Annotated in this window: 18 protein-coding genes; 1 reads left to right on the top strand and 17 read right to left on the bottom strand. The window is 66.7% G+C overall.

The genetic code is table 11. The features are described from left to right. Positions 1-26 precede the first annotated feature (26 nt). The 12 genes from CWC60_RS22980 to argH form a co-directional block, all read right to left on the bottom strand. Positions 27-1499 (bottom strand): AMP-binding protein, encoded by a 1473-nt coding sequence (locus tag CWC60_RS22980; RefSeq protein ID WP_109796287.1) that lies wholly within the window; start codon positions 1497-1499, stop codon positions 27-29. Positions 1500-1565: 66 nt separating this feature from the next. Next, positions 1566-2138: a PAS domain-containing protein gene (locus CWC60_RS22975; protein ID WP_164516707.1), complete on the bottom strand. Its 573-nt coding sequence runs from the start codon at positions 2136-2138 to the stop codon at positions 1566-1568. Positions 2139-2219: 81 nt separating this feature from the next. Next, the gene (locus CWC60_RS22970) at positions 2220-3350 is read right to left on the bottom strand and encodes an acyl-CoA dehydrogenase family protein (protein WP_109796240.1); all 1131 of its coding nucleotides are present in this window, start codon (positions 3348-3350) and stop codon (positions 2220-2222) included. 44 nt (positions 3351-3394) lie between these two features. Then, positions 3395-4591 (bottom strand): acyl-CoA dehydrogenase family protein, encoded by a 1197-nt coding sequence (locus tag CWC60_RS22965; RefSeq protein ID WP_109796239.1) that lies wholly within the window; start codon positions 4589-4591, stop codon positions 3395-3397. 101 nt (positions 4592-4692) lie between these two features. Then, on the bottom strand, positions 4693-5547 hold the full coding sequence (locus CWC60_RS22960) for an ABC transporter permease (RefSeq protein WP_109796286.1): 855 nt from the start codon (positions 5545-5547) through the stop codon (positions 4693-4695). A gap of 4 nt (positions 5548-5551) precedes the next feature. Next, positions 5552-6820 (bottom strand): ABC transporter permease, encoded by a 1269-nt coding sequence (locus CWC60_RS22955; RefSeq protein ID WP_109796238.1) that lies wholly within the window; start codon positions 6818-6820, stop codon positions 5552-5554. A 155-nt stretch (positions 6821-6975) separates the two neighbouring features. Beyond that, a complete protein-coding gene (locus tag CWC60_RS22950) occupies positions 6976-8076 on the bottom strand; it encodes an extracellular solute-binding protein (protein ID WP_109796237.1) in 1101 nt (366 codons plus the stop codon). Positions 8077-8122: 46 nt separating this feature from the next. After that, positions 8123-9244, bottom strand: a complete 1122-nt coding sequence (locus tag CWC60_RS22945; protein WP_109796236.1) for an ABC transporter ATP-binding protein — start codon at positions 9242-9244, stop codon at positions 8123-8125. 143 nt (positions 9245-9387) lie between these two features. Further along, positions 9388-11919 carry a TIGR02302 family protein gene (locus CWC60_RS22940; RefSeq protein ID WP_109796235.1) on the bottom strand — a complete coding sequence of 844 codons (2532 nt, stop codon included), beginning with the start codon at positions 11917-11919 and terminating at the stop codon, positions 9388-9390. Further along, a complete protein-coding gene (gene lysA / locus CWC60_RS22935; protein WP_109796234.1) occupies positions 11920-13233 on the bottom strand; it encodes a diaminopimelate decarboxylase in 1314 nt (437 codons plus the stop codon). Beyond that, positions 13230-13367: a hypothetical protein gene (locus tag CWC60_RS23805; RefSeq protein ID WP_164516706.1), complete on the bottom strand. Its 138-nt coding sequence runs from the start codon at positions 13365-13367 to the stop codon at positions 13230-13232. Before CWC60_RS23805 ends, lysA begins: the two co-directional genes overlap by 4 nt. Then, positions 13364-14758, bottom strand: a complete 1395-nt coding sequence (gene argH, locus CWC60_RS22930; protein ID WP_109796233.1) for an argininosuccinate lyase — start codon at positions 14756-14758, stop codon at positions 13364-13366. The genes CWC60_RS23805 and argH overlap by 4 nt, the downstream gene beginning before the upstream one ends. 19 nt (positions 14759-14777) lie before the next feature. Between argH and CWC60_RS22925 the strand changes: the two genes are divergently transcribed. Continuing rightward, positions 14778-15335: a TlpA family protein disulfide reductase gene (locus tag CWC60_RS22925; RefSeq protein ID WP_109796232.1), complete on the top strand. Its 558-nt coding sequence runs from the start codon at positions 14778-14780 to the stop codon at positions 15333-15335. A 9-nt stretch (positions 15336-15344) separates the two neighbouring features. Here CWC60_RS22925 and rodA read toward each other — a convergent pair whose 3' ends face one another. The 5 genes from rodA to CWC60_RS22900 all read right to left on the bottom strand — a co-directional run bounded on the left by rodA (position 15345) and on the right by CWC60_RS22900 (position 20428). Then, positions 15345-16478 carry a rod shape-determining protein RodA gene (gene rodA / locus CWC60_RS22920; RefSeq protein WP_109796231.1) on the bottom strand — a complete coding sequence of 378 codons (1134 nt, stop codon included), beginning with the start codon at positions 16476-16478 and terminating at the stop codon, positions 15345-15347. Between the two features lie 9 nt (positions 16479-16487). Further along, positions 16488-18356, bottom strand: a complete 1869-nt coding sequence (gene mrdA, locus CWC60_RS22915) for a penicillin-binding protein 2 (RefSeq protein ID WP_109796230.1) — start codon at positions 18354-18356, stop codon at positions 16488-16490. After that, positions 18353-18871: a rod shape-determining protein MreD gene (gene mreD / locus CWC60_RS22910; protein WP_164516705.1), complete on the bottom strand. Its 519-nt coding sequence runs from the start codon at positions 18869-18871 to the stop codon at positions 18353-18355. The genes mrdA and mreD overlap by 4 nt, the downstream gene beginning before the upstream one ends. Continuing rightward, the gene (mreC, locus tag CWC60_RS22905) at positions 18868-19686 is read right to left on the bottom strand and encodes a rod shape-determining protein MreC (RefSeq protein ID WP_206420112.1); all 819 of its coding nucleotides are present in this window, start codon (positions 19684-19686) and stop codon (positions 18868-18870) included. The genes mreD and mreC overlap by 4 nt, the downstream gene beginning before the upstream one ends. A gap of 190 nt (positions 19687-19876) precedes the next feature. After that, positions 19877-20428, bottom strand: a complete 552-nt coding sequence (locus tag CWC60_RS22900) for an HNH endonuclease (RefSeq protein ID WP_109796227.1) — start codon at positions 20426-20428, stop codon at positions 19877-19879. Positions 20429-20482 lie beyond the last annotated feature (54 nt).

Genomic DNA, 20482 nt, shown 5'->3' with positions numbered 1-20482 from the left:
GACGGCTCAGGCAGCGAGGTTTCCGATCACAACCGGGCGGCGCGGAGTTCCTTGCGGCGGACCTTGCCGGCGTCGTCGCGGAGCGGCGCGCCGGAGGTGAATTCGAAGCTGCGCGGGATCTTGTAGCGGACCAGGCGCTCGGCCAGGAAGGCCTTCAGTTCCTCCTCGTCGACGCCGCCGGGCGCATCGACGATGGCGTGCACGCGGTTGCCGAGATCGTCGTCCGGCAGGCCGATGACGACCGAGGAGCGGACGCCGGGGAAAAGGTCGATCGCGGCCTCCACCTCGGCCGGATAGATATTGGCGCCGCCGGCCAGGATCATGTCGGCAATGCGGTCGGTCAGATAGAGATAGCCTTCCCCGTCGACATAGCCGAGATCGCCCAGGCTTTCCCAGCCGCCTTCGATCGCCTTGGATTCCGCACCGAGATAGGTGTAGGTCGAGCCCTGCCCGCCATCGGGCAGGAAGAAGACCTCGCCGACTTCGCCCGGTTCGGCCTCGGTCCCGTCCTCGCGCACGATCTTCATGGTGGAACCGGGGAGCAGCTTGCCGACCGAACCCTTGTGGGTCATCCATTCATCGCCCGTGATCCAGGTGACGCCGGTGCCCTCTGTGCCGCCCATCAGTTCGTAGATGCGGTCCGCGCCCAGCCAGTTGATCCATTCCTCCTTCAGCCAGGGCGGGCACGGCGCGGCGAGATGCAGAAGGACCCGCAGGCTGGAGAGGTCGTAGCGGTTCCGGACCTCTTCCGGCAGGCGCCAGATGCGGTGCATCATCGTGGGCACCATCATCATCCAGTCGATCTCGTGATCCTGGATAAGGCGGAGCGTCTCCTCCGCGTCGAAGCGGTCGGCCACGATGACGTGGTTGCGCTTCAGCATCGCCTGGATGGCGAAGATGAAGGGACCGTTGTGATAGAGCGGCCCGACCACGAGATGGTTGCGGTAGTTTTCCTGCAAGAGCCAGGAATTGTCCGAACCGGCCAGCGTCGAGGCCTCGAAATCGTAGAGCGGCGCGCTGGCCGAGACGATCAGCTTGGGCCGCCCCGTGGAGCCGCCGGAGGTCGGCGCCTTCCAGCTGTCGGCGACGACGTCGTCGAGGTCGCTGTCGTCGGTTTCCCGGGGCGGCATGTAGCCTTGCGGCAGCACGGGGCAGCCATTGGGCGAGGGCTCGTCGGATCCCACGACCAGCCGGCTGCCGGCGACCTCGATGATGGCGTCCCGTTCGGCTTTCGGCAGGCGGGCCGAGACGGGCTGCGGGATCCCGCCCGCCTTCCACGCCGCCCAGGCGGCGGCGAAGAACTCCGCCCCGTTGGGGAGGGCGATGGTGACCATGGCGTTCCGCTCGACGCCCATGTCGCGGTAGACCCGGGCCAGGCGGTTGGTCCAGCGGTGGAATTCCTCAGCCGTCCAGGTGCGGCCGTTGTGGGTGACGAAGGGCCGGTCCGGCATCTCCGCCGCCAGCGCCGCCAGATTTCGCGCGAACGAGATTTCCGCCATCATCCCCTCCCCCGAGACATGCTGATTCCGAAGCCGTTCAGAGAATAGCCCGGCGCGCGGCCAAGGCTAGACCGTGCGCAGGCTGTCCAGGCCGATCACCGGCTCCTCGCCCTCGGGCGCGCCGAAACCGAGGTCGACGAAGTAGAACTCGTCGGGCAGCGCGTTTCGCATGTCGTTGCTCGGCCGCTCCGATTCCGCCCTGGACCGGGACGACGAGAAAACGCTCATGAGCTGGACCGGCGCATCGTCGGCGTCCGCCAGAACCGGCAGGGTGATGCCTTCCATCGGCGCCTCGGCGCGGGATTCCGGATAACGGTGAAGGAAACGGAAAAAGCCGCCGCAGGGTGTGCTCGCCAGGCTCCACAGCCGCCGCGCCCGCGCGGCGCGGTTCTCGGGCGCGGTCAGGTCGAGCGCATTCACACCGGTCATGTGCATGCCCGAGTACTCGTCGACGCCCGTACCGGTGAGCCGGAAATGGAAGACATCCGGCGACCGCGCCTCCAGCAGGATGATGCCCGGCAGCAGTTCGACGATGTCCTCCAGCCGGACATCACGGCGGCGCGGCGGCGCGGCGCCCTTCCGCCAGCCGTTCCACGCTGCGAGAAACAGCGCATTGCCCTCTGCAAGCTCGAATATCATATCGCCCCCGACCAGCGCCCGCCACTTCATAACGCGGACGCGGCGCAATGGACAGCGGTCAGAGCGTCGGCCCGAAGGGCGTCATTGGGTGAGGGCCGCGAACTGCTTCAGCTGGTAGTCGCGGTTGCCGAACATGGTGTCGATCTGCATCAGCCGCTTGTAGTAGTGACTGATCTTCAGTTCGTCGGTCATGCCCATGCCGCCGTGCATCTGCACCGACTCGGCGCCGACGAAAACCCCGCCCTTGCCGATCTGCGCCTTGGCGGCGGTCGCGGCCTTGCGCCGCTCGGCCTCGTCCTCGTCCAGCTTCAGCGTCACCATGTAGGCCATGGAGCGCGACTGCTCCAGTTCGATGAAGCAGTCGACCATGCGGTGCTGCAGCACCTGGAACTTGCCGATCGGCACGCCGAACTGCTTGCGGGTCTTGAGGTACTCGTTGGTCTCGTCCTTGAGCACTTCCATGCAGCCGACTGCCTCGGCGCAGAGCGCGGCAATGCCGCGGTCGACGACCTTCTCGATGACCGGCATGGCCTTGCCTTCCTCGCCCAGCAGGGCGTCGGCGCCAACCTCGACACCCTCCAGCATCACCTCGGACGCGCGCAGGCCGTCCGCGGTCGGGTAGTCCCGCCGGCTCAGGCCGTTGGCGTTGTTGTCGACGATGAACAGGGAGACGCCGTCACGGTCGCGCTGACCGCCCGACGTGCGGGCGGAGACGATGATCTTGTCCGCCGACGGCGCGCCGTAGACCACCGACTTGTGGCCCGAGAGCTTCCACCCGCCGCCGGACTTCTCCGCCTTCGTGGCGACGTCGGCCAGGTTGAAACGGCTGGTCGGCTCGGCATAGGCGAAGGCGACCATGCAGGACCCGTCGGCGATGGCGCTCAGGATCCCGGACTTCTGCGTCTCGTTGCCGGCCTCGGCGATCAGGCCGCCGCCCAGAACGACGGTGGGGAGATAGGGCTCGGTGAGCAGGCCGCGGCCGATGCCCTCCATGATCACCATGGTCTCGACGGGGCCGCCGAAGCCGCCATGTTCCTCGGGAAGGCCCACGGCCAGCCAGCCGAGCTCCGCGAAGGTCTTCCAGTTCTTGCGGCTGAAGCCCTCGTCGGAGTTCGCGATCTTGCGCCGCGTCTCGAAGTCGTACTCGTTCTGGATGAAACGGTCGACGCTGTCCTTGAGAAGCTGCTGGTCCTCGGAAAGGTTGAAATCCATCTGCCCTTTGTTCCTCCCGCGCTCGCCGGACCCCGTCGCCGGCTCTAAAGTCCCAACACCATCTTGGCGATGATGTTCTTCTGAATTTCACTCGAACCGCCGGCGATGGTGATCGCCCGCATGAAGAGATGCTGTCCCAGCACGCCCTCGGCATGGTCCGGTCCGACCGGGGTCCGGTTGCTGCCCGGGGTCTCGTCCGGCATGTCGTAGGGAGCGGCATAGTATCCCAGCGCCTCGACCGTCAACTCGGTAATCGACTGGGTGACCTCCGAACCGAGCAATTTGAGCATGGACGCCTCGCCACCGGGGGGCGAGCCCTCCTGCATCTCGGCCAGGACGCGCAGGTTGCAGTATTCCAGCGAGGTCAGCTTGACCTCGGTTTCGGCGACCTTGCGGCTGAAGACATCGTCCTCGATCAGGGGGCGGCCGTCGGCCTGCTCGGAGAAGGCGATCTCCTTCAGCCGCCGCAGCAGCTTCTTGTTCCAGGCGACCTCGGCGATGCCGGCGCGCTCGTTGCCGAGCAGGAACTTGGCGTAAGTCCAGCCCTTGTTCTCCTCGCCGATGCGGTTCTCCACCGGCACGCGCACGTCCTCGAAGAATACCTCGTTGACGTGATGACCCCGGTCCATGAGGTGGATCGGCCGGACGGTGACGCCGGGCGACTTCATGTCGATCAGCAGGAAGGTGATCCCCTCCTGCTGCTTGCCGTCCGAGGCGGTGCGGACCAGGCAGAATATCCAGTCAGCATAGTGCGCCAGGGAGGTCCAGATCTTCTGGCCGTTGACGACGTACTCGTCGCCGTCGCGGACGGCTGACGTCTTCAGGCTCGCGAGGTCGGATCCCGAGCCCGGCTCGGAATAGCCCTGACACCACCAGTGCTCGCCCGACAGCAGCTTCGGCAGGAAAAAATCCTTCTGCGCCTGACTGCCGAAGGTATAGATCACCGGCCCCACCATCTGCAGCCCGAAGGGCAGGATCGGCGGAGCGTCGGCGTTGTGACATTCCTCGTCGAAGATGTGGCGCTCGGCGGGGGTCCAGCCGCAGCCGCCATGTTCCTCCGGCCACCAGCCGGCAACCCAGCCCTTGCGGTGCAGGATGCGGTGCCAGCGCAGATAGTCGTCGCGCTTCAGTTCGCGGCGGTTGCGGACCTTCTCGCGCAGATCGTCCGGCAAGTGCTCGGCCAGAAAGGCGCGCACTTCCTCGCGGAACGCCAATTCTGCGGGCGAAAACGCCAGATCCATGCTTCGTGGTCCTCCCGGCGCGCCATCTCCCCTGGCGCGCGCGGAACTCTAGCGCGAGGGCCGGAGCGCTGTCCACAATGCCCCCGCGTCAAGGCGCCGGCTCAGGTTTCCCGGATGCCCCGCAGCCTCTCCGTCCGGCGTCGCAGCAGTTCCAGCGTGAACAGCAGCATCGCCGAGACGAGGGTAAGCAGGGTCGCCACGGCGAGGATCGTCGGGCTGATCTGCTCGCGGATGCCGGAGAACATCTGCCAGGGGATCGTGCGCTGGTCGAAGGAGCCGACGAACAGCACCACCACGACCTCGTCGAAGGAGGTGATGAAGGCGAACAGCGCGCCCGAGATCACGCCGGGCGTGATCAGCGGCACGATCACCTTGAAGAAGGTCCGCGCCGGCGAGGCGCCGAGGCTGTAGGACGCCCGGGTCAGGTTGTGGTCGAAGCCCACCAGGGTCGCCGTCACGGTGATGACCACAAAGGGCGTGCCCAGCGCAGCATGGGCCAGAATGACCCCGATATGCGTGCCCTGCAGACCAACGGAACTGTAGAAGAAGAACATGCCCGCCGCGGAGATGATCAGCGGCACGATCATCGGCGAGATCAGGATCGACATGACGATGGTGCGGTAGGGCATGGTCGGCCGCGACAGGCCCAGCGCCGCAAGGGTGCCGAGCGTGGTCGAGATGATGGTCGCGAAAATGGCGATCACCACCGAGTTCCAGACCGCGCCCTGCCAGTTGGGATTGGTCAGGAAGTCCTGGTACCACTTCGTCGAATAGCCGGCCGGATCCAGCGCCAGCATCTCCGGCGTGAAGGAGAAATAGGGCACCGAATTGAACGACAGCGGGATGATGACGACCAGCGGGAAGATCAGGAAGAACAGGATCAGCGCGCAGATCACGCGGAAGGCGTAGTGCCAGACACGCTCGATCGGAGAGTAGTACGGAGGAAGCGCCGCCATCATATCAGCCCAGCTTCATGTTATCGATGCCGACGATCTTGTCGTAGAGAATGTAGAAGGCGAGCACGATGCCCAGCAGGATCACGCCGAGCGCCGCCGCCAGTCCCCAGTTCAGCGAAACCGAGATGTTGTAGGCGATGCGATTGGAGATGAAGGTGCCGTCGGTGCCGCCGACCAGTTCCGGCGTGATGTAGTAGCCGATGGCCAGGATGAACACCAGGATGGCGCCCGCGCCGATACCGGGCACCGTATTCGGGAAGTAGACCTTCCAGAACGCGGGCCAGGGATGGGCGCCCAGCGAGGTCGCTGCGCGCATGTAGCTCGGCGGAATCGTCTTCATCACGCTGTAGAGCGGCAGCACCATGAACGGCAGCAGGATATGCGTCATGGCGATCACCGTACCGGTGGCGTTGTGGATCATCGCCAGCCGGCCGTCCTCGGAGATCAGGCCGAGGAAGATGAAGGTGTCGTTGAGCACACCCTGCTGCTGCAGCAGGGCGATCCAGGATGTCGTCCGCACCAGCAGCGAGGTCCAGAAGGGCAGCAGCACGCAGATGATCAGCAGGTTGCCGATGCGCGCCGGCTGGGTGGCGATCAGATAGGCGACGGGAAAGCCGAGGACCAGCGTCAGTACCGTGATCAGCGTGCTCAGCAGCACCGTGCGGATGAACAGCTTGGAATAGATGGCGCGTTGGGAATCGACGAACTCGATGCCGCCGTCCGGCAGCGGCTTGGCGTCGATCGCGGAGAGGAAATAGCCGGCCGTGAACGGACCCGAGAACATCTTGATCGTCTGCCAGGTCGCGACATTCGCCCAATCCTTGTCGGCCTCGATGAGCTTTTCCTTGTAGGGTCCTTCCTCGATGCGCTGGGCCTTGCGGGCAGAACCGCGGAACAGGCTGGACATGCCGGAGCGCTCGTAGTTGAGACGCTGGCCCACCTTGGTGTTGGTGCGGTTCTCCTTGGCTTCCTGGAGGTCGAGAACCATCGCCTCGAATGCCGCCTCGCCGGGCAGTTCGCCCGAGGTCTCGTCCCAGTCCTCCAGCGCCTCGGTGCTGCGCGGCAGGATTTCGGCGACCATGTCGTTCTCGACCGAGCGGAGCAGCATGTCGCCGATCGGCAGCATGAAGGTGAAGAAGATGAAGGCGAAGAGCGGCAGCACGAGGCCGATCGAGATCACCTTCTTGCGGAACATCGCCCGCGCCAGGCTCGACTTCAGCGAGCGGCCGTCGGCGGTGACAAGACCGGCTTCCTTGACGGTGGTGTAACTCATCCTGCTCCCTCAAGCGCCCCCTCGATGGGTTCCGGCGCCCATGCCGGGCGGCCGTGGTCGCGGCCGTCGGGAATGGGTCCGTCCGCGCCGCGGCAATTGCAGCGGCGAATGCCGGGGCGGGCGGACCCGCCCCGGTTTCCGTCGGACGTCGGGGACTACTCCAGGAGCCAGGCCTGGAACCGCTCGTCGATGTCGTCGCGGTTGTCCGCCCAGAACTCGTAGTTGTAGAGCAGGGTGGTCTTCGAATTCTCCGGATCGGTCGGCATGTGCGGACCCATCGGGATACCGAGTTCCGCGTGATCGCCGACCAGGGGCGCCGACGACTTGCGCGCCGGGCCATAGGAGATGTACTTGGCCTGGTCCGCCAGACGCTGGGTGTCGGTGGCGAACTTCAGGTATTCCATCACCTCGGCTTCATTGTCGCCCCCCGTGGGCACGATCCAGCCGTCCAGGTCGAAGACCTGCCAGTCCCAGAGCATCTTGATCGGCTGCTTCTGCTCCTCGATGGCGGCGAACAGCCGGCCGTTGTAGGCCGAGGCCATCACGACCTCGCCGTCGGCGAGAAGCTGCGGCGGCTGCGCGCCCTTGGTCCACCAGACGACACTGTCCTTGATGGTGTCGAGCTTGGCGAGCGCACGCTCGACGCCTTCCCGGGTGCCGAGCACGTCATAGACGTTGGCCGGATCGACGCCATCGCAGATCAGCGCCCATTCCATGTTGTTGATGGGGTTCTTTTCCATCGACCGCTTGCCGGGGAAATTCTGCAGGTCGAAGACGTCGCAGACGCTGGTCGGCTCCTTGTCCAGCATGTCGTGGCGGTAGCCCCAGGTGGTGGAGTAGACGATCTGCGGAATGAAGCATTCCGAAACGATCAGGTCGCCGAAGTCTTCCGAGGCCGGCGTGCCGTCCGGTGCAGGCGCCAGCACGGCGTCATGGTCGATCGGCTTGGCAAGACCTTCGTCGCAGAGACGGATGGCGTCCGCGGCGACCACGTCGACCAGATCCCAGGTGACGTTGCCGGCCTCGTTCATCGCCCTGAGCTTGGCCACGGCCTCGCTCGAGGAATCGTCGTTCACGATCGATACCTCGGGATTATTCTTCATGTAGGGATCGTGATAGGCGTTCTGCTGGCTCGCGGAATACGCGCCGCCCCAGCTCACGATCACCAGTTCGGTGTCCGCCGACGCGTTGCCGGCAAAGCCGCCGGCCGCCGCCGCCATGGCCGCGGCTGCGGCCGTTAGTGCGAAGCGTTTCATGGATGCCTCCTTGTTGCTACTCGCGCTGCTTGCGCCCTGTTCGGCGTCACAGACCTTCGGGCCAGTCGAGGGCCCGGCAATCGCGTGTCCGCCACCCGAGGGCGACTTCATTGCCGGGCGACAGCCCGGCACGTTCGGTTGAATTCGGTATCTTGACGACGAAATCGTCGCGGCCGCAGACGGTCATGCGCGTGCGGATGTGGTCGCCGAGATAGATCAGCTCCTCCACCCGCCCTTCGACCCGGGAATCGCAGGCCTCGGCCTCTTCGCCCATGCGCACCCGCTCGGGCCGCAGCGACAGCATGGTCTCGCTGCCCACGCCCTCATGGCCGATCGAGAGCGCACGAACCTTTTCGCCGGTTTTCAGCGTCACGACGCACTGATCGCCCTCGACGCTCTCGACGCGGCCGGTGAGCTTGTTGTTCTCGCCGATGAACTGCGCCACGAAGGCGTTGTCGGGCCGTTCGTAGAGCGCGTCGGGCTCGGCCAGCTGCTGGATCACGCCGTCGTTGAACACCGCGATGCGGTTGGACATCGTCAGCGCCTCCGACTGGTCGTGGGTGACGTAGACCACGGTGATGCCGAGATTGTCGTGGATGTGCTTGATCTCGAACTGCATCTGTTCGCGGAGCTGCTTGTCCAGCGCGCCGAGCGGTTCGTCCATGAGCACCAGCTTCGGATCGAAGACCAGCGCCCTGGCCACGGCGACACGCTGCTGCTGGCCGCCGGAGAGCTGCGCCGGGCGGCGATGGCCCAGCTCCGGCAACTGAACCATCTCCAGCGCCCGCTGCACCCGCTCCTCGATCTCGGCGCGCCCCATCCGGCGCACGCGCAGCGGAAAGGCCAGGTTCTCGGCCACCGTCATGTGGGGAAACAGAGCGTAGTTCTGGAACACCATACCGATGTCGCGCTTGTGCGGCGGCACGTTGTTCAGATGGTTGCCGTCGAGGACGACCTTGCCGTGGGTGGGGGTCTCGAAACCTGCCAGCATCATCAGGCAGGTGGTCTTTCCGGAACCGGAAGGACCAAGCATCGTCAGGAATTCACCCTTGGCGATATCAAGATTCAAGTTTTTGACGACTAGCGTTTCGCCATCATAACTTTTCTGGACTTCCTGGAAGCTGACGAAAGGATCGCCCGCCGCCACGGTTGCGGTCGCATCGTTCATGAAGTCTTTTCTTACCGTCCCTTGCCGACGTTGGTCGCTCTACTGCGTGCCTGCCGATTTTCTTTCGGCTTCGACCCGCAACCTCCCGAAGGCGCTGCTACGATGTCAGTTTTGCGTCGGGCGCGCAACCCGCCTGTCGAAAATCAGAATTGACGCAGCAGACGATCAAGGTAATCGAGTTCGTTTTCGCTGCGATGGCGCTGCCCCGAACGCTTGCGCAACTCATCGAGTATTTCCCGTGATCGCTGCAATGCGCCCTTGTCCGGCACCATGTCGCCGGAGGTGTCGCCCCAGCTCTCCGCCGGGGTCCGGCCGAGCGGGTCGGTGTCCTCGCCGTCGATGCCGGCCTGGCCGGCGCCCTGGTCGCTCTGGCCCTCGTTCTCGCCGCGATTGGCCATGTCCTCGAGCACCGACTCCGTGCCCCGGCGCAGCTGATCCAGCGCCTGATCCTGCCGGTCCAGCGCCCCGTCCCGGTCGCCCTGGCCCAGCGAGCCCTCGGCGCCGCGCATCGACTGCTCGGCCTGACCCAGCTCGTCGGGAATGCGGCCCATGCCCTCGCCCAGCCGCCGCATCAGTTCGCCCAGCTGGCGCCGCAGCGCCTCCTGCTGCTGGGCCAGATCCCCGTCGCCCGGCTGACCGCCCTGTCCCTGCCGGGGCTCGCCGCGCTCGCCTTGCTGGCCCTGACGCCCCTGACGACCGGGCGGCGTGAAGGGGTTGCGCTGGGTGGGCAGGCGGGAATTCGGCTGGTTGCGGCGCTGCTGGCGCTTGTAGGTCTCGTCCATGAGCTCCTGCTGGCGCTGCATCATGCGGCCCAGTTCGTCCAGCATCTGCGCGCCCTCCTGCTGGCCCTGGGCTGATTGCGGGCGTTTGCCCATCTGCAGGTTCTCCAGCATCTCCTGAAGCTGGGAGAGCATGTCGCGCGCCTGGTCTCGCGCGCCCGACCGCGACAGCTCCCGCGCCCGGTCGAGAATGTCGGCGAGATCCCGCTGATCCATGGTCTCGCCGTCCTGCATCTCAGGCAGTTCCTCGCCGCGCTGCATTTGTTCCATCGCCTGCTGCTGCAGGGCCTGGAGATATTCGTCCATCGCCTGCTGCAGTTCGTCCATCAGGCGCTGGATCTCCTCCTCCGAGGCGCCGCTGGCCAAGGCTTCCTGCAGTTTCTGCTGGATGTCGCGAAGTTTCTTCAGCGCCACGGATATCTGGCCCTCCTCGATGCGCAGCGCCGTGCGCCAGAGCAGCTCCTCATTGTCGGAGAGGACGCCGGGCGCGCCGCTTTCGGCCAGTTCCGCCCGCGCCAGCGAAAGCATCAGATGCGCGGCCAGGTCATCGTCGTAGACGCCCGGATTGATCTGCAGCGCGCTGATCGCGCGCACCACCCATTCGCGATGCGCGTCGGCGTCGACAATGAGCTTGCGGCGCTGTTCGATGACCGCGCGCGCCGCCGGCTGGGAGAACTGCCGCGCGGGAAGTGTCATTTCCAGCACGCCGCTGTCGGCGGTCTGCCCCGCCTGGTCCCGGGCCCGGAGATGGAAGGTGACCGGCAGGCCGGCCCACCGGTGCGCGGTCAGATCGCGAAAGACAACGTCCTCGATACTGCGCTGTCCCCGGCCCGGCAGGGGCAGATCGAGCACCAGTTCCTCCCCCTCGCCATCCGCGCGCCGTATATGGGCGCTGATCGAGGTCAGACCGTAGTCGTCGGTTGCGTGATAGCCGATCCGCATCGCGCCGCGGAGCGACGTCTCGATATCCTTGGTGATTTCCACCGCGGGCGGCGCGTCCGGAATGATCTCGATCATCCAGCGGCCGAGGACTTCGCCATCGTTCTCGATGCCCAGCGGACCGCCGGAAGTGAGTTCCGTCTCGAACTGCGCGTCCCGTTCGCTCACGGCCTCGAAGGCGCGCACCGTCTCGCCCTGCCGCATCTCCGGCAGGCCGGACCCGTGATAACGGGCCAGCAGGCGGCTGTTGACCGGCACCTGCAGCGTCCGGGTCTCCGCCCCCGCCATCGCCGAAATGAACATCGGCGGATGGCCGGTATAGGCCGGCGGGGTGATCCAGGCCTCCATCACCGCCGGCTCCGTGCCGGCCGGCGCGAAGCCCGGCTCCAGCGCGGCCTGCAGGTTGTCGCCGAAACGCTGCCCGCTCGCGGCGACGCCCAGCACCAGCAACAGGACCGCGGCGAAGCGCAGGGCGTAAGGATCGCGGCGCGCCGTATCCGGCTTCGGCGCCGGCACGGTCAGGGCGTCGATCCGTTCCGCCATGCGGCGGCGATGGGCTTCCCACAGCCCCGCCGCGGCCGGATCGCGGCCGCCCAGCGCCATACGGTCGCCGACGGCCGTCAGCGGCCGGTGGCTGACACCTTCGCCCTCAAGGCGCCGGGTGACCTCGGCCGCCGAGGGCGGATGGAACAGGATCAGGGATCTGACGCCCAGCCCGGCCACGGCCAGGAGCCAGAGACCGATCAGGGCAAGATGCAGATATCCGGGCAGCGCGCTCCAGAGACCCGCGGCGGTTGCCGCCAGGCCGACGCAGAGCAGCGCCGCCGGCGCCCAGAGCAGCGGCGTCAGGCGTTCGAGGATCAGCGAGGTTCGGGTCAGCAGTCTCTTGCGGCGAAGGCGTCGCCGGGCGTCGGCGTCGAGAATGTCGTGGGCCGTCGGTCTATCTGCTGGCGACATTCACGCTCCTTTCGCCGAGCCCCCCCGGGCCGCACCGCCGCGCAGCCACTCAGGTATCTGGTCCCTCGCGATCAGGCTTTCCAGATCCTCGCGCGGACGGACCACGGCGAAACGATCGCCGTCCACCATCACCTCGGCGACCAGTGGCCGGGTATTGTAGGTCGACGACATCACCGCGCCATAGGCGCCCGCAGTCTCGAAACAGACGATATCACCCGCGGCGAGAGGGGGCACTTCACAATCCCGAGCGAACATGTCGCCGCTCTCGCAGACCGGCCCGACCAGGTCGACTTTCTCGAAGGCGCTGTCTGGCGCCGGCTCGCGTTCGGTCATCACCTCGTGGCGGGCGTCGTACATCGCCGGGCGGATGAGGTCGTTCATCGCCGCGTCGAGGATGATGAATTTCCGGTCCTGCCCCTGTTTGACGTAGATCACCGAGGCCATCAGCACGCCCGCGTTCCCGGCGATCATCCGGCCCGGCTCGAAGATCAGTTCACAGCCCAGATTGCCGACCGTGCGCTGGACGACGCCGGCATAGGCGTCCGGATGCGGCCAGGGCGCGTTGCGTTCGTAGGGAATGCCCAGACCGCCGCCCAGATCGACCGAACGGATGGCATGGCCGTCATCGCGCAGCGCGTGGACCAGTTCCGCAACCTTCGCGAAGGCGCGTTCGAACGGCGTCAGGTTGGTGAGCTGGGAGCCGATGTGGACGTCCACGCCGACGATCTCGATGGACGGGTGGGTCGCGGCCCAGCGGTAGATCTCCCTGGCGCGTTCGAACGGCACGCCGAACTTGTTTTCCTTCTTGCCGGTGGAGATCTTGGCGTGGGTCTCCGCGTCCACGTCCGGGTTGACGCGGAAGGCAACCGGCGCTCGCAGGCCCATCGAGCCCGCAACCGCGGCCAGCACTTCCAGCTCCGGCTCGCTTTCCACGTTGAACTGCCGGATGCCGGCCTCCAGCGCGGCCCGCATCTCCGGAGCCGTCTTGCCGACGCCGGAGAAGACGATCTTTCCGCCCGGAATGCCGGCGGCCAGGGCGCGCCGGAGTTCGCCCAGGGAGACGACATCGGCGCCGGAGCCGAGATCAGCCAGCACCCGGATCACGGCCTGGTTGGAGTTCGCCTTCAGCGAATAGCAGATCAGATGCTTCACACCCGGCGAGGCGCTGGCCAGGGCGCCGGCGAAGACCTTGTAGTGCCGCCGGAGCGTCGCCGCCGAATAGACATAGGCCGGCGTGCCGACCTCCGCCGCGATCGTCGCCAGCGGCACGCCCTCGGCATGGAGCCGGCCGCCGCGGTAATCGAAATAGTTCATTGCTGCTTCTTCTCCTCGGCGTCCACGGACGCCGCAGCGGCGGCTGCTTCCGAAGGCGTCTTCGGATTGCCCTTCTTGCCGCAGGCGCCGAGCGCCAGGACGGCGACGGCCAACAGGATCAGGAGAGGTCTCATGCCAGCTTCTCCTTCCAGCGTTCGATCTGGGCGCGGACCTGCGCCGGCGCGGTGCCGCCATAGGAGTTGCGCCCGTGCACGGCGCGCTCGACGGTCAGCGCCTCGAAAACGGCCTCGCTCACGCCGGGCGCGATCGAGCGGAGCTCCTCCAGCGAGAGGTCGCCCAGGTCGCAGCCCTTCGCTTCGGCCATGCGCACGGCGGCGCCGGTGGCGTGATGGGCCTCGCGGAAAGGCATGTCGAGGTTCTGCACCAGCCAGTCGGCGAAGTCGGTGGCGGTGGCGAAACCCTGGGCGGCCGCGCGGCCCATCGCGCCGGCATCCGGCGACATGTCGGCGATCATCCCGGTCATGGCCGTGACCGACAGCTCGATCGTGTCGGCGGCGTCGAAGACCGCCTCCTTGTCCTCCTGCATGTCCTTGCCATAGGTCATGGGCAGGCCCTTCATGACCGTCGTCAGCGCGACATAGGAACCGGTGATGCGGCCGATCTTGGCCCTGACCAGTTCGGCGGCGTCGGGATTTCGTTTCTGCGGCATGATCGACGAGCCGGTCGAGAAGGCATCCGACATCTTCACAAAACCGAACTGCGCCGAAGACCAGATCACCAGTTCCTCCGCCAGGCGCGACAGGTGCATCGCGCAGACGCTGGCGGCGTGCAGGTAGTCCAGGGCGAAGTCCCGGTCGGAGACCGAGTCCAGACTGTTCGCCGTCGGCCGGTCGAAACCCAGCGCAGCCGCCGTTGCTTCCCGGTCGATCGGGAAGGAAGTGCCGGCCAGGGCAGCCGCGCCGAGCGGGCATTCATTCAGCCGTCGCCGCGTTTCGGCGAAGCGGTCGCGGTCACGCGCCGTCATCTCCAGATAGGCCATCATGTGATGGCCGAAGGTCACCGGCTGCGCCACCTGCAGGTGAGTGAAGCCGGGCATCGCGGTCTCGGCGTGGGCTTCGGCCTGCGCCAGCAGCGCCCGCTGGAAGTCGGCCAGCATGCCGTCCAGGCGGTCGATGGCGTCGCGCAGCCAGAGCCTGAAGTCGGTCGCCACCTGGTCGTTACGGCTGCGCGCGGTGTGCAGACGGCCCGCGGCATCGCCGATCAGCTCGCGCAGGCGCGCCTCCACGTTCATGTGGATGTCCTCCAGCGCGGCGGAGAATTCGAACCGGCCCTCACCGATCTCTCGCAGGATCGTGTTCAGCCCGTCGGTGATGGCCGTCAGGTCTTCCCTTGTCAGCACACCCCGATCGGCCAACATGGTCGCATGCGCGATCGAACCCCGGATGTCCTGGGCATAGAAGCGCTTGTCATAATCGATGGAGGCGTTGATCTTCTCCATCACCTTCGCGGGGCCGCCGGCGAAACGGCCGCCCCACATGATATTGCTGGCATCTTTGTCGGACATGGATACCCGGAGGACCTGAATGAAGTTGCGTCTGCTGCCGGCGCTCGTCGCCATCACGTTCCTTAATCTGACTGCCGCGGCAGCGGAACCCCCGCTGGCGAAATTCGCCGCCGGCGAGGTGGCGAACTTCACCGCACACGCGGAGCCCAGGCCGCTGGAGGCGATCGCGTTCCAGGACGCCGATGGCGCCGAGAGGAGCCTGGCCGACTTCGAGGGACAGGTGGTGCTGGTCAATCTCTGGGCGACGTGGTGCGCGCCGTGCCGGCACGAGATGCCCTCGCTGGACCGGCTGGCCGAAGCCATCGACGATCCGGATTTCAGCCTGGTGGCGATCTCGCTGGACCGGTCGGGCGCCGACAAGGCGAAGGCTTTCCTGGACGAAATCGGGGTGGAGAACCTGGATTTCTACATCGATCCCACGGCGCGGACCGGCATGCGCCTGCAGGCGTTCGGCCTGCCGGTCACCATACTGATCGGGCGCAGCGGCCGGGAACTCGGCCGTCTCGTCGGTCCGGCGGAGTGGGACAGCGAGGAAGCCCAGGATCTGATCCGCGCGGCGCTGGCCGGCGGGTCCTGAGCGGGCCGGTCAGCCGCTGGCGCGGGGAATCTCGACCTGACGGTGGATCGACACCGACAGGATCAGACCAAAACCGATCAGCAGCGTCAGCATGGCCGTGCCGCCATACGAGATCAGCGGCAGCGGCACGCCCACGACCGGCAGGATGCCGGTGACCATGCCCACATTGATGAAGACGTAGAGGAAGAACGTCGCGGCGATGCCGATCGCCACCAGCCGGCCGAACTGGTTGCGGCTGCGGAAGCCGATCACATAGGCGTAGATCAGGATCAGCGTGTAGATCGCCAGCAGCGCCAGCCCGCCCATCATGCCGAATTCCTCCGCCAGCATGGTGAAGATGAAGTCGGTGCGCATCTCGGGCAGGAAGTTGAGGTGGCTCTGCGTGCCCTCGAGAAATCCCTTGCCGGAGACGCCCCCCGAGCCCAGCGCGATCTTCGACTGCAGGATGTGATAGCCCGCGCCCAGCGGATCGCGCTCCGGGTTGAAGAAGGTCATCACCCGGCCCTTCTGGTAGTCGTGGAGCTGCGACCAGGCGATCGGCAGGGCGGCGACGGCCACGGCGATGGCGAGCGCGAACTTCCAGATCCGCACGCCGGCGAGGAAGAAGATCACCGCGCCGCCCGCGGCCAGCAGCAGGGCCGTGCCGAGATCGGGCTGGCGCAGCACCAGAGCCGTCGGAACGGCGATCAGCAGCAAGGGCGGGACCAGCCACAGCACCCGCCCCGCCTCCTCCAGCGAAAGTCCGTGGAAATAGCGCGCGAGCGCCAGCACGAGCGCGATCTTCATCAACTCGGACGGCTGCAGGTTGATGAAGCCGAGGCTGATCCAGCGGGTCGCGCCCATGCCCGTGGTGCCGGCGACCTCGACGCCGATGAGCAGGACCAGCGCGCCGAAATAGATCAGATAGGCCCAGCGCATCCAGAAGCGGATGTCGATCAGGGCGATCACCACCATCAGCGCCAGACCGACGCCGAAGCGCATCATCTGCCGGATCGCCCACGGCTCGAGCGAGCCGTTGGCGGCCGAATAGAGCATGGCGAAACCGATGCCCGCGACCAGCGCGAGCAGCACAACCAGGCCCCAGTTCAGGGCGAGCAGCTTGCGGCCCAGGCCCAGATGCGCGTCGCCCCTGCGATAGGTCATTGCCACGGCTCAGCCCTCCTCCGAGACCGGGGCACGCCCCGCGACCTCGGGCTTGGAGGGATCCAGGCGAAGGGTCTCCTCCAGGATATCGCGGGCGATCGGCGCCGCCGTCGAGGAGCCGCTGCCGCCGTGCTCGGCGACCACAGCGATGGCGTAGCGCGGCGCGTGGACAGGCGCGTAGGCGACGAACAGCGCGTGATCGCGGCTGCGCCACTCCAGTTCCTCGTTCTTGAGCACGCCCGAAAGCCGCTCGGCCTTGGTGATGCGGCGCACCTGGGCGGTGCCGGTCTTGCCCGCCATCTCCCAGCCCTCCCGATCGATGCTGGAGGCGCGCGCCGTACCCCGTTCGCCGTTGACCACGCGGTTCATGCCCTCCCGCACCAGATCCAGCGCCTCGACGGAAATGCCGAGGGGCGCGGGTTCGGCGGCGAGTTCATCCGCCGGCCGGCGCAGGATCGTCGGCGTGACGGCATGGCGGCCGTTGGCGAGGCGCGCGGTCATGGTGACGAGCTGCAGCGGCGTCGTCAGCAGATAGCCCTGGCCGATACCGGCGATCAGCGTCTCGCCGAGCTGCCAGGATTCGCCGAAATGCGCCTCCTTCCACATCTTGCGCGGCACCAGCCCGGCGCTCTCGCCCGGCAGATCGGGCAGCAGCTTCCGGCCCAGGCCGAGTTTCTCGGCCATGTCGGCGATGCGCTCGATGCCGACCTTGCGGGCGATGTCGTAGAAGTAGATGTCGCAGCTCTGGGTGATTGCCTCGGTCAGATTCATCCAGCCGTGCCCCCAGCGTTTCCAGCAATGGAAGGTGTGGTTGCCGAGCTGGTGGCGGCCATTGCAGAAGACCCGATGTCCCGCGTCGATGGCCCCGGCCTCCAGCGCCGCCAGCGCCACGGCCATCTTGAAGGTGGAACCCGGCGGGTAGCGGCCGGCGACGGCCTTGTTGGTCAGGGGATTGCGGGGATTGGTCGTCAGACGCCGCCATTCCGCGTTGCTGAGCCCGACGTTGAAGGCATTGGGATCGAAGGTCGGCGTGGAGGCCATGACCAGCAGTTCGCCGGAATGGACATCCATCACCACGACCGAACCGCTGTTGCCCGCGAACCGGCGCATGGCGAAGCGCTGCAGCCGAGCGTCAAGTGTCATGCGGACGTCGGCGCCGGGCCGGCCCTCGGTGCGGGAGAGTTCGCGGATCACACGGCCGAAAGCGTTGACCTCGACGCGCTGATTGCCGGCCGCACCCCGCAGCCGGGATTCCTGGCTGCGTTCCAGCCCGCGCTTGCCGACGCGGAATCCGGGCAGTTCCAGTAACGGGTCGCCGTCGCCGTTCTTCAGGTCGGCCTCCGAAACCGGGGCGACATAGCCGACGGCATGGGCCAGGTGCGCGCCATAGGGATAGTCCCGGGTGTCGCCCACATCGAGCTGGATGCCGGGCAGTTCGGGACTGCGCACGTTGATCCGCGCGAATTCCTCCCATGTCAGGTTGTCGACCACAGCGATGGGCACGAAGCTGCGCTTGCGCGCAGCCTCCTTCAGCACCCGCTCCCGTTCATGGTCGCTGACGGACACGATGCGGTTCAACGCATCCAGGGTTCCGGACACCGAACTCGTCTGCTCGGGCACGATGACGACGCGGAAATTCTGGCGGTTGGTCGCCACGGGCAGGCCGTTGCGGTCGAGGATACGCCCGCGCGGCGGGGCCAGCAGGCGCAGGTTCATGCGGTTCTCGTCGGCCTGCATACGGTATTGGTCGGATTCCAGCACCTGCAGGTAATAGAGCCGCCCCGCCAGCAGTCCCATCAGGCCGAGCTTGGCCCCGCCCAGGATCGCCGCCCGCCGGGTGAAGACGGGAAACCGCGCCTTCTCGACCCGCTGCTTCACGCCGGCTGCTCCTGTCCGAGGCGGTGCGCGACATAGAGCAGCGGCGCAGCGACGAAGGGAAACAGCGCCACAGTCGAACCGGCCTGCAGCATCACATCGCCGATCGGCACGATCTCGGCGAAGTAGATGCAGGCGATCAGCCACTGGGCGAGAGCGGCCGGCAGTGCGATCACGGCGAAGCCGGCCCAGGCCAGGGCGAAGGGCCGTCCGACCAGAAAACGGCGCTGCCCGGCGCAGACCGCCTGCACGACCATCAGCAGCAGCGCGTTGAGACCCAGCGGACCGCCGGTAACGAGATCCTGCGCAAGGCCGATCAGGAAGGCCAGCCAGTGAGGCATCAGATCGGGCCGCTGCACCGCGAAGACGAAGACGGCGATCATGCCGAAGGCCGGCAGGACCGGACCGACCAGAGGTGCGCCGATGGGGACGCTGCCGACCAGGATCAGAAGCACAGTCACCAGCCCCGGCAGCGCCAGCAGCAGCCTGGACGGATGCCAGATGCGGTCGTCGCTCACGGCCCGTTGGCCCCCGGGTCCAGCGATGGCGGGCTGTAGCGCAGCACGTTGACCATCTCCAGCCGCGACCATTCGACAAAGGGCCGGATACGCACGTCTCCCTGTTCGGCTCGGGCGACCACGCCCACCGGCAGGCCGGGCGGGAAGACGCCGCCATGGCCGGAGGTGACGATGCGGTCGCCGGGACGCGCCCGGGTCTCCGCCTCCATGAATTCCAGACGCGGCCGGGCGGTATTGTCGCCGGAAAGGATGGCGCGGCGGCGGCTGTCCTCGACCAGGACGGGCACGCGGCTGTTGAGGTCGGTGATCAGCAGGATGCGCGAGGCATTGCGGCCCGTCTCCGTCACCCGCCCGACCAGGCCGCGGGCATTGACGACGGCCTGCTGCGGGGCGACGCCGTCGCGTTCGCCGGCGGCCAGCACCAGGGTGCGGACGAACGGCCCGCCGCTTTCGCCGATTACCCGGGCGGTGATGTAGCGGACATCGTCGTGACTGCGCACGCTGAGCAGGCTGCGATACTGGGCGTTGTCGCGCTCCAGCTGCCGCGCGACTTCCTGCCAGTGCATCAGCCGGGCGTTCTCCTCGCGCAGCCGGGCGTTCTCTTCGTAGACCCGGAGGACGCTGTCCGCCTCCTCCAGGGCCGCGTTGACCGCGGCAACGGGGCGGGAAAGCACGTCCAGCACGGGGGCGGCGACGTCCAGAATCGCCGTCCGCGCCCTTTCGACCGCAGGCAGGCCCGAACCGCCTGCCGCGAGCAACATCACCGACGCCGCCACAAGGGCCGCCAGGGAAAAGCGGTTCACCAGCAAGCTCATGGGACTTGCCATACGTGCCGCCAGCGGTTTCGACGGACGTCGCACGCTACACTCAACCCCTCATTCGGAAGCGTTGTATCGTTGCCGGGACAACGGAAACGATAATCCGTTCTAGCCGCTGCCGATTGGGACCGCTAGTCATAATTCACGGGCCTTGACAAGTGATGAACCGGCGGCGTTTCAGGAGAGATCAAGGTTCCAGTTCGGTATCCCAGTAGAGGTAGTCCCGCCAGCTGTCGTGCAGATAATTCGGCGGGAAGGAGCGGCCGACATCGTTGAGTTGATGGACCGTCGGGCGCATCGGCGCACGGCGCGGATGCATCTGGGCGCGGGCCGGCATGCGGCCGCCCTTGCGAATGTTGCACGGCGCGCAGGCGGCGACGACATTCTCCCAGGTCGTGCGCCCACCGGCCCGGCGCGGGATCACGTGGTCGAAGGTCAGATCCTCCGTCGAGCCGCAATACTGGCAACGGAAGCGGTCGCGCAGGAACAGGTTGAAGCGCGTGAACGCCGGATAGGCGGCGGGCCGGATGTATTCCTTCAGCGCGATGACGCTGGGCAACTGCATCGAGAGGCTGGGGCTGGATACCTGCCGGTCGTAAAACTGGATGATGTTGACCCGCTCCAGATAGGCGGCCTTCACGGCCTCCTGCCAGGGCCAGACCGAGAGCGGAAAATAGCTGAGCGGCCGGAAATCCGCATTGAGCACCAGCGCGGGATATTTCTCGGGCTTCAGATACACGGGCTTGCCCCCAGGCGAATCCTTAACTGTTCAGGCCGCGTGCGGATTGTCTCT

This window comes from Minwuia thermotolerans (assembly GCF_002924445.1).
In the GTDB taxonomy this organism is placed as follows: domain Bacteria; phylum Pseudomonadota; class Alphaproteobacteria; order Minwuiales; family Minwuiaceae; genus Minwuia; species Minwuia thermotolerans.
The sequence above is the reverse complement of the archived record's forward strand: the minus strand, read 5'-3'. Positions and strand labels throughout refer to the sequence as shown.

Coding starts and splice junctions, on each gene's coding strand:
- CWC60_RS22970 (WP_109796240.1), bottom strand. CDS start 3,350: ATGGATTTCAACCTTTCCGAGGACCAGCAGCTTCTCAAGGACAGCGTC.
- CWC60_RS23805 (WP_164516706.1), bottom strand. CDS start 13,367: ATGAGACCTCTCCTGATCCTGTTGGCCGTCGCCGTCCTGGCGCTCGGC.
- argH (WP_109796233.1), bottom strand. CDS start 14,758: ATGTCCGACAAAGATGCCAGCAATATCATGTGGGGCGGCCGTTTCGCC.
- lysA (WP_109796234.1), bottom strand. CDS start 13,233: ATGAACTATTTCGATTACCGCGGCGGCCGGCTCCATGCCGAGGGCGTG.
- CWC60_RS22975 (WP_164516707.1), bottom strand. CDS start 2,138: ATGATATTCGAGCTTGCAGAGGGCAATGCGCTGTTTCTCGCAGCGTGG.
- CWC60_RS22950 (WP_109796237.1), bottom strand. CDS start 8,076: ATGAAACGCTTCGCACTAACGGCCGCAGCCGCGGCCATGGCGGCGGCG.
- rodA (WP_109796231.1), bottom strand. CDS start 16,478: ATGACCTATCGCAGGGGCGACGCGCATCTGGGCCTGGGCCGCAAGCTG.
- CWC60_RS22940 (WP_109796235.1), bottom strand. CDS start 11,919: ATGTCGCCAGCAGATAGACCGACGGCCCACGACATTCTCGACGCCGAC.
- mreC (WP_206420112.1), bottom strand. CDS start 19,686: ATGAGCTTGCTGGTGAACCGCTTTTCCCTGGCGGCCCTTGTGGCGGCG.
- CWC60_RS22945 (WP_109796236.1), bottom strand. CDS start 9,244: ATGAACGATGCGACCGCAACCGTGGCGGCGGGCGATCCTTTCGTCAGC.
- CWC60_RS22965 (WP_109796239.1), bottom strand. CDS start 4,591: ATGGATCTGGCGTTTTCGCCCGCAGAATTGGCGTTCCGCGAGGAAGTG.
- CWC60_RS22980 (WP_109796287.1), bottom strand. CDS start 1,499: ATGGCGGAAATCTCGTTCGCGCGAAATCTGGCGGCGCTGGCGGCGGAG.
- CWC60_RS22955 (WP_109796238.1), bottom strand. CDS start 6,820: ATGAGTTACACCACCGTCAAGGAAGCCGGTCTTGTCACCGCCGACGGC.
- CWC60_RS22925 (WP_109796232.1), top strand. CDS start 14,778: ATGAAGTTGCGTCTGCTGCCGGCGCTCGTCGCCATCACGTTCCTTAAT.
- CWC60_RS22960 (WP_109796286.1), bottom strand. CDS start 5,547: ATGGCGGCGCTTCCTCCGTACTACTCTCCGATCGAGCGTGTCTGGCAC.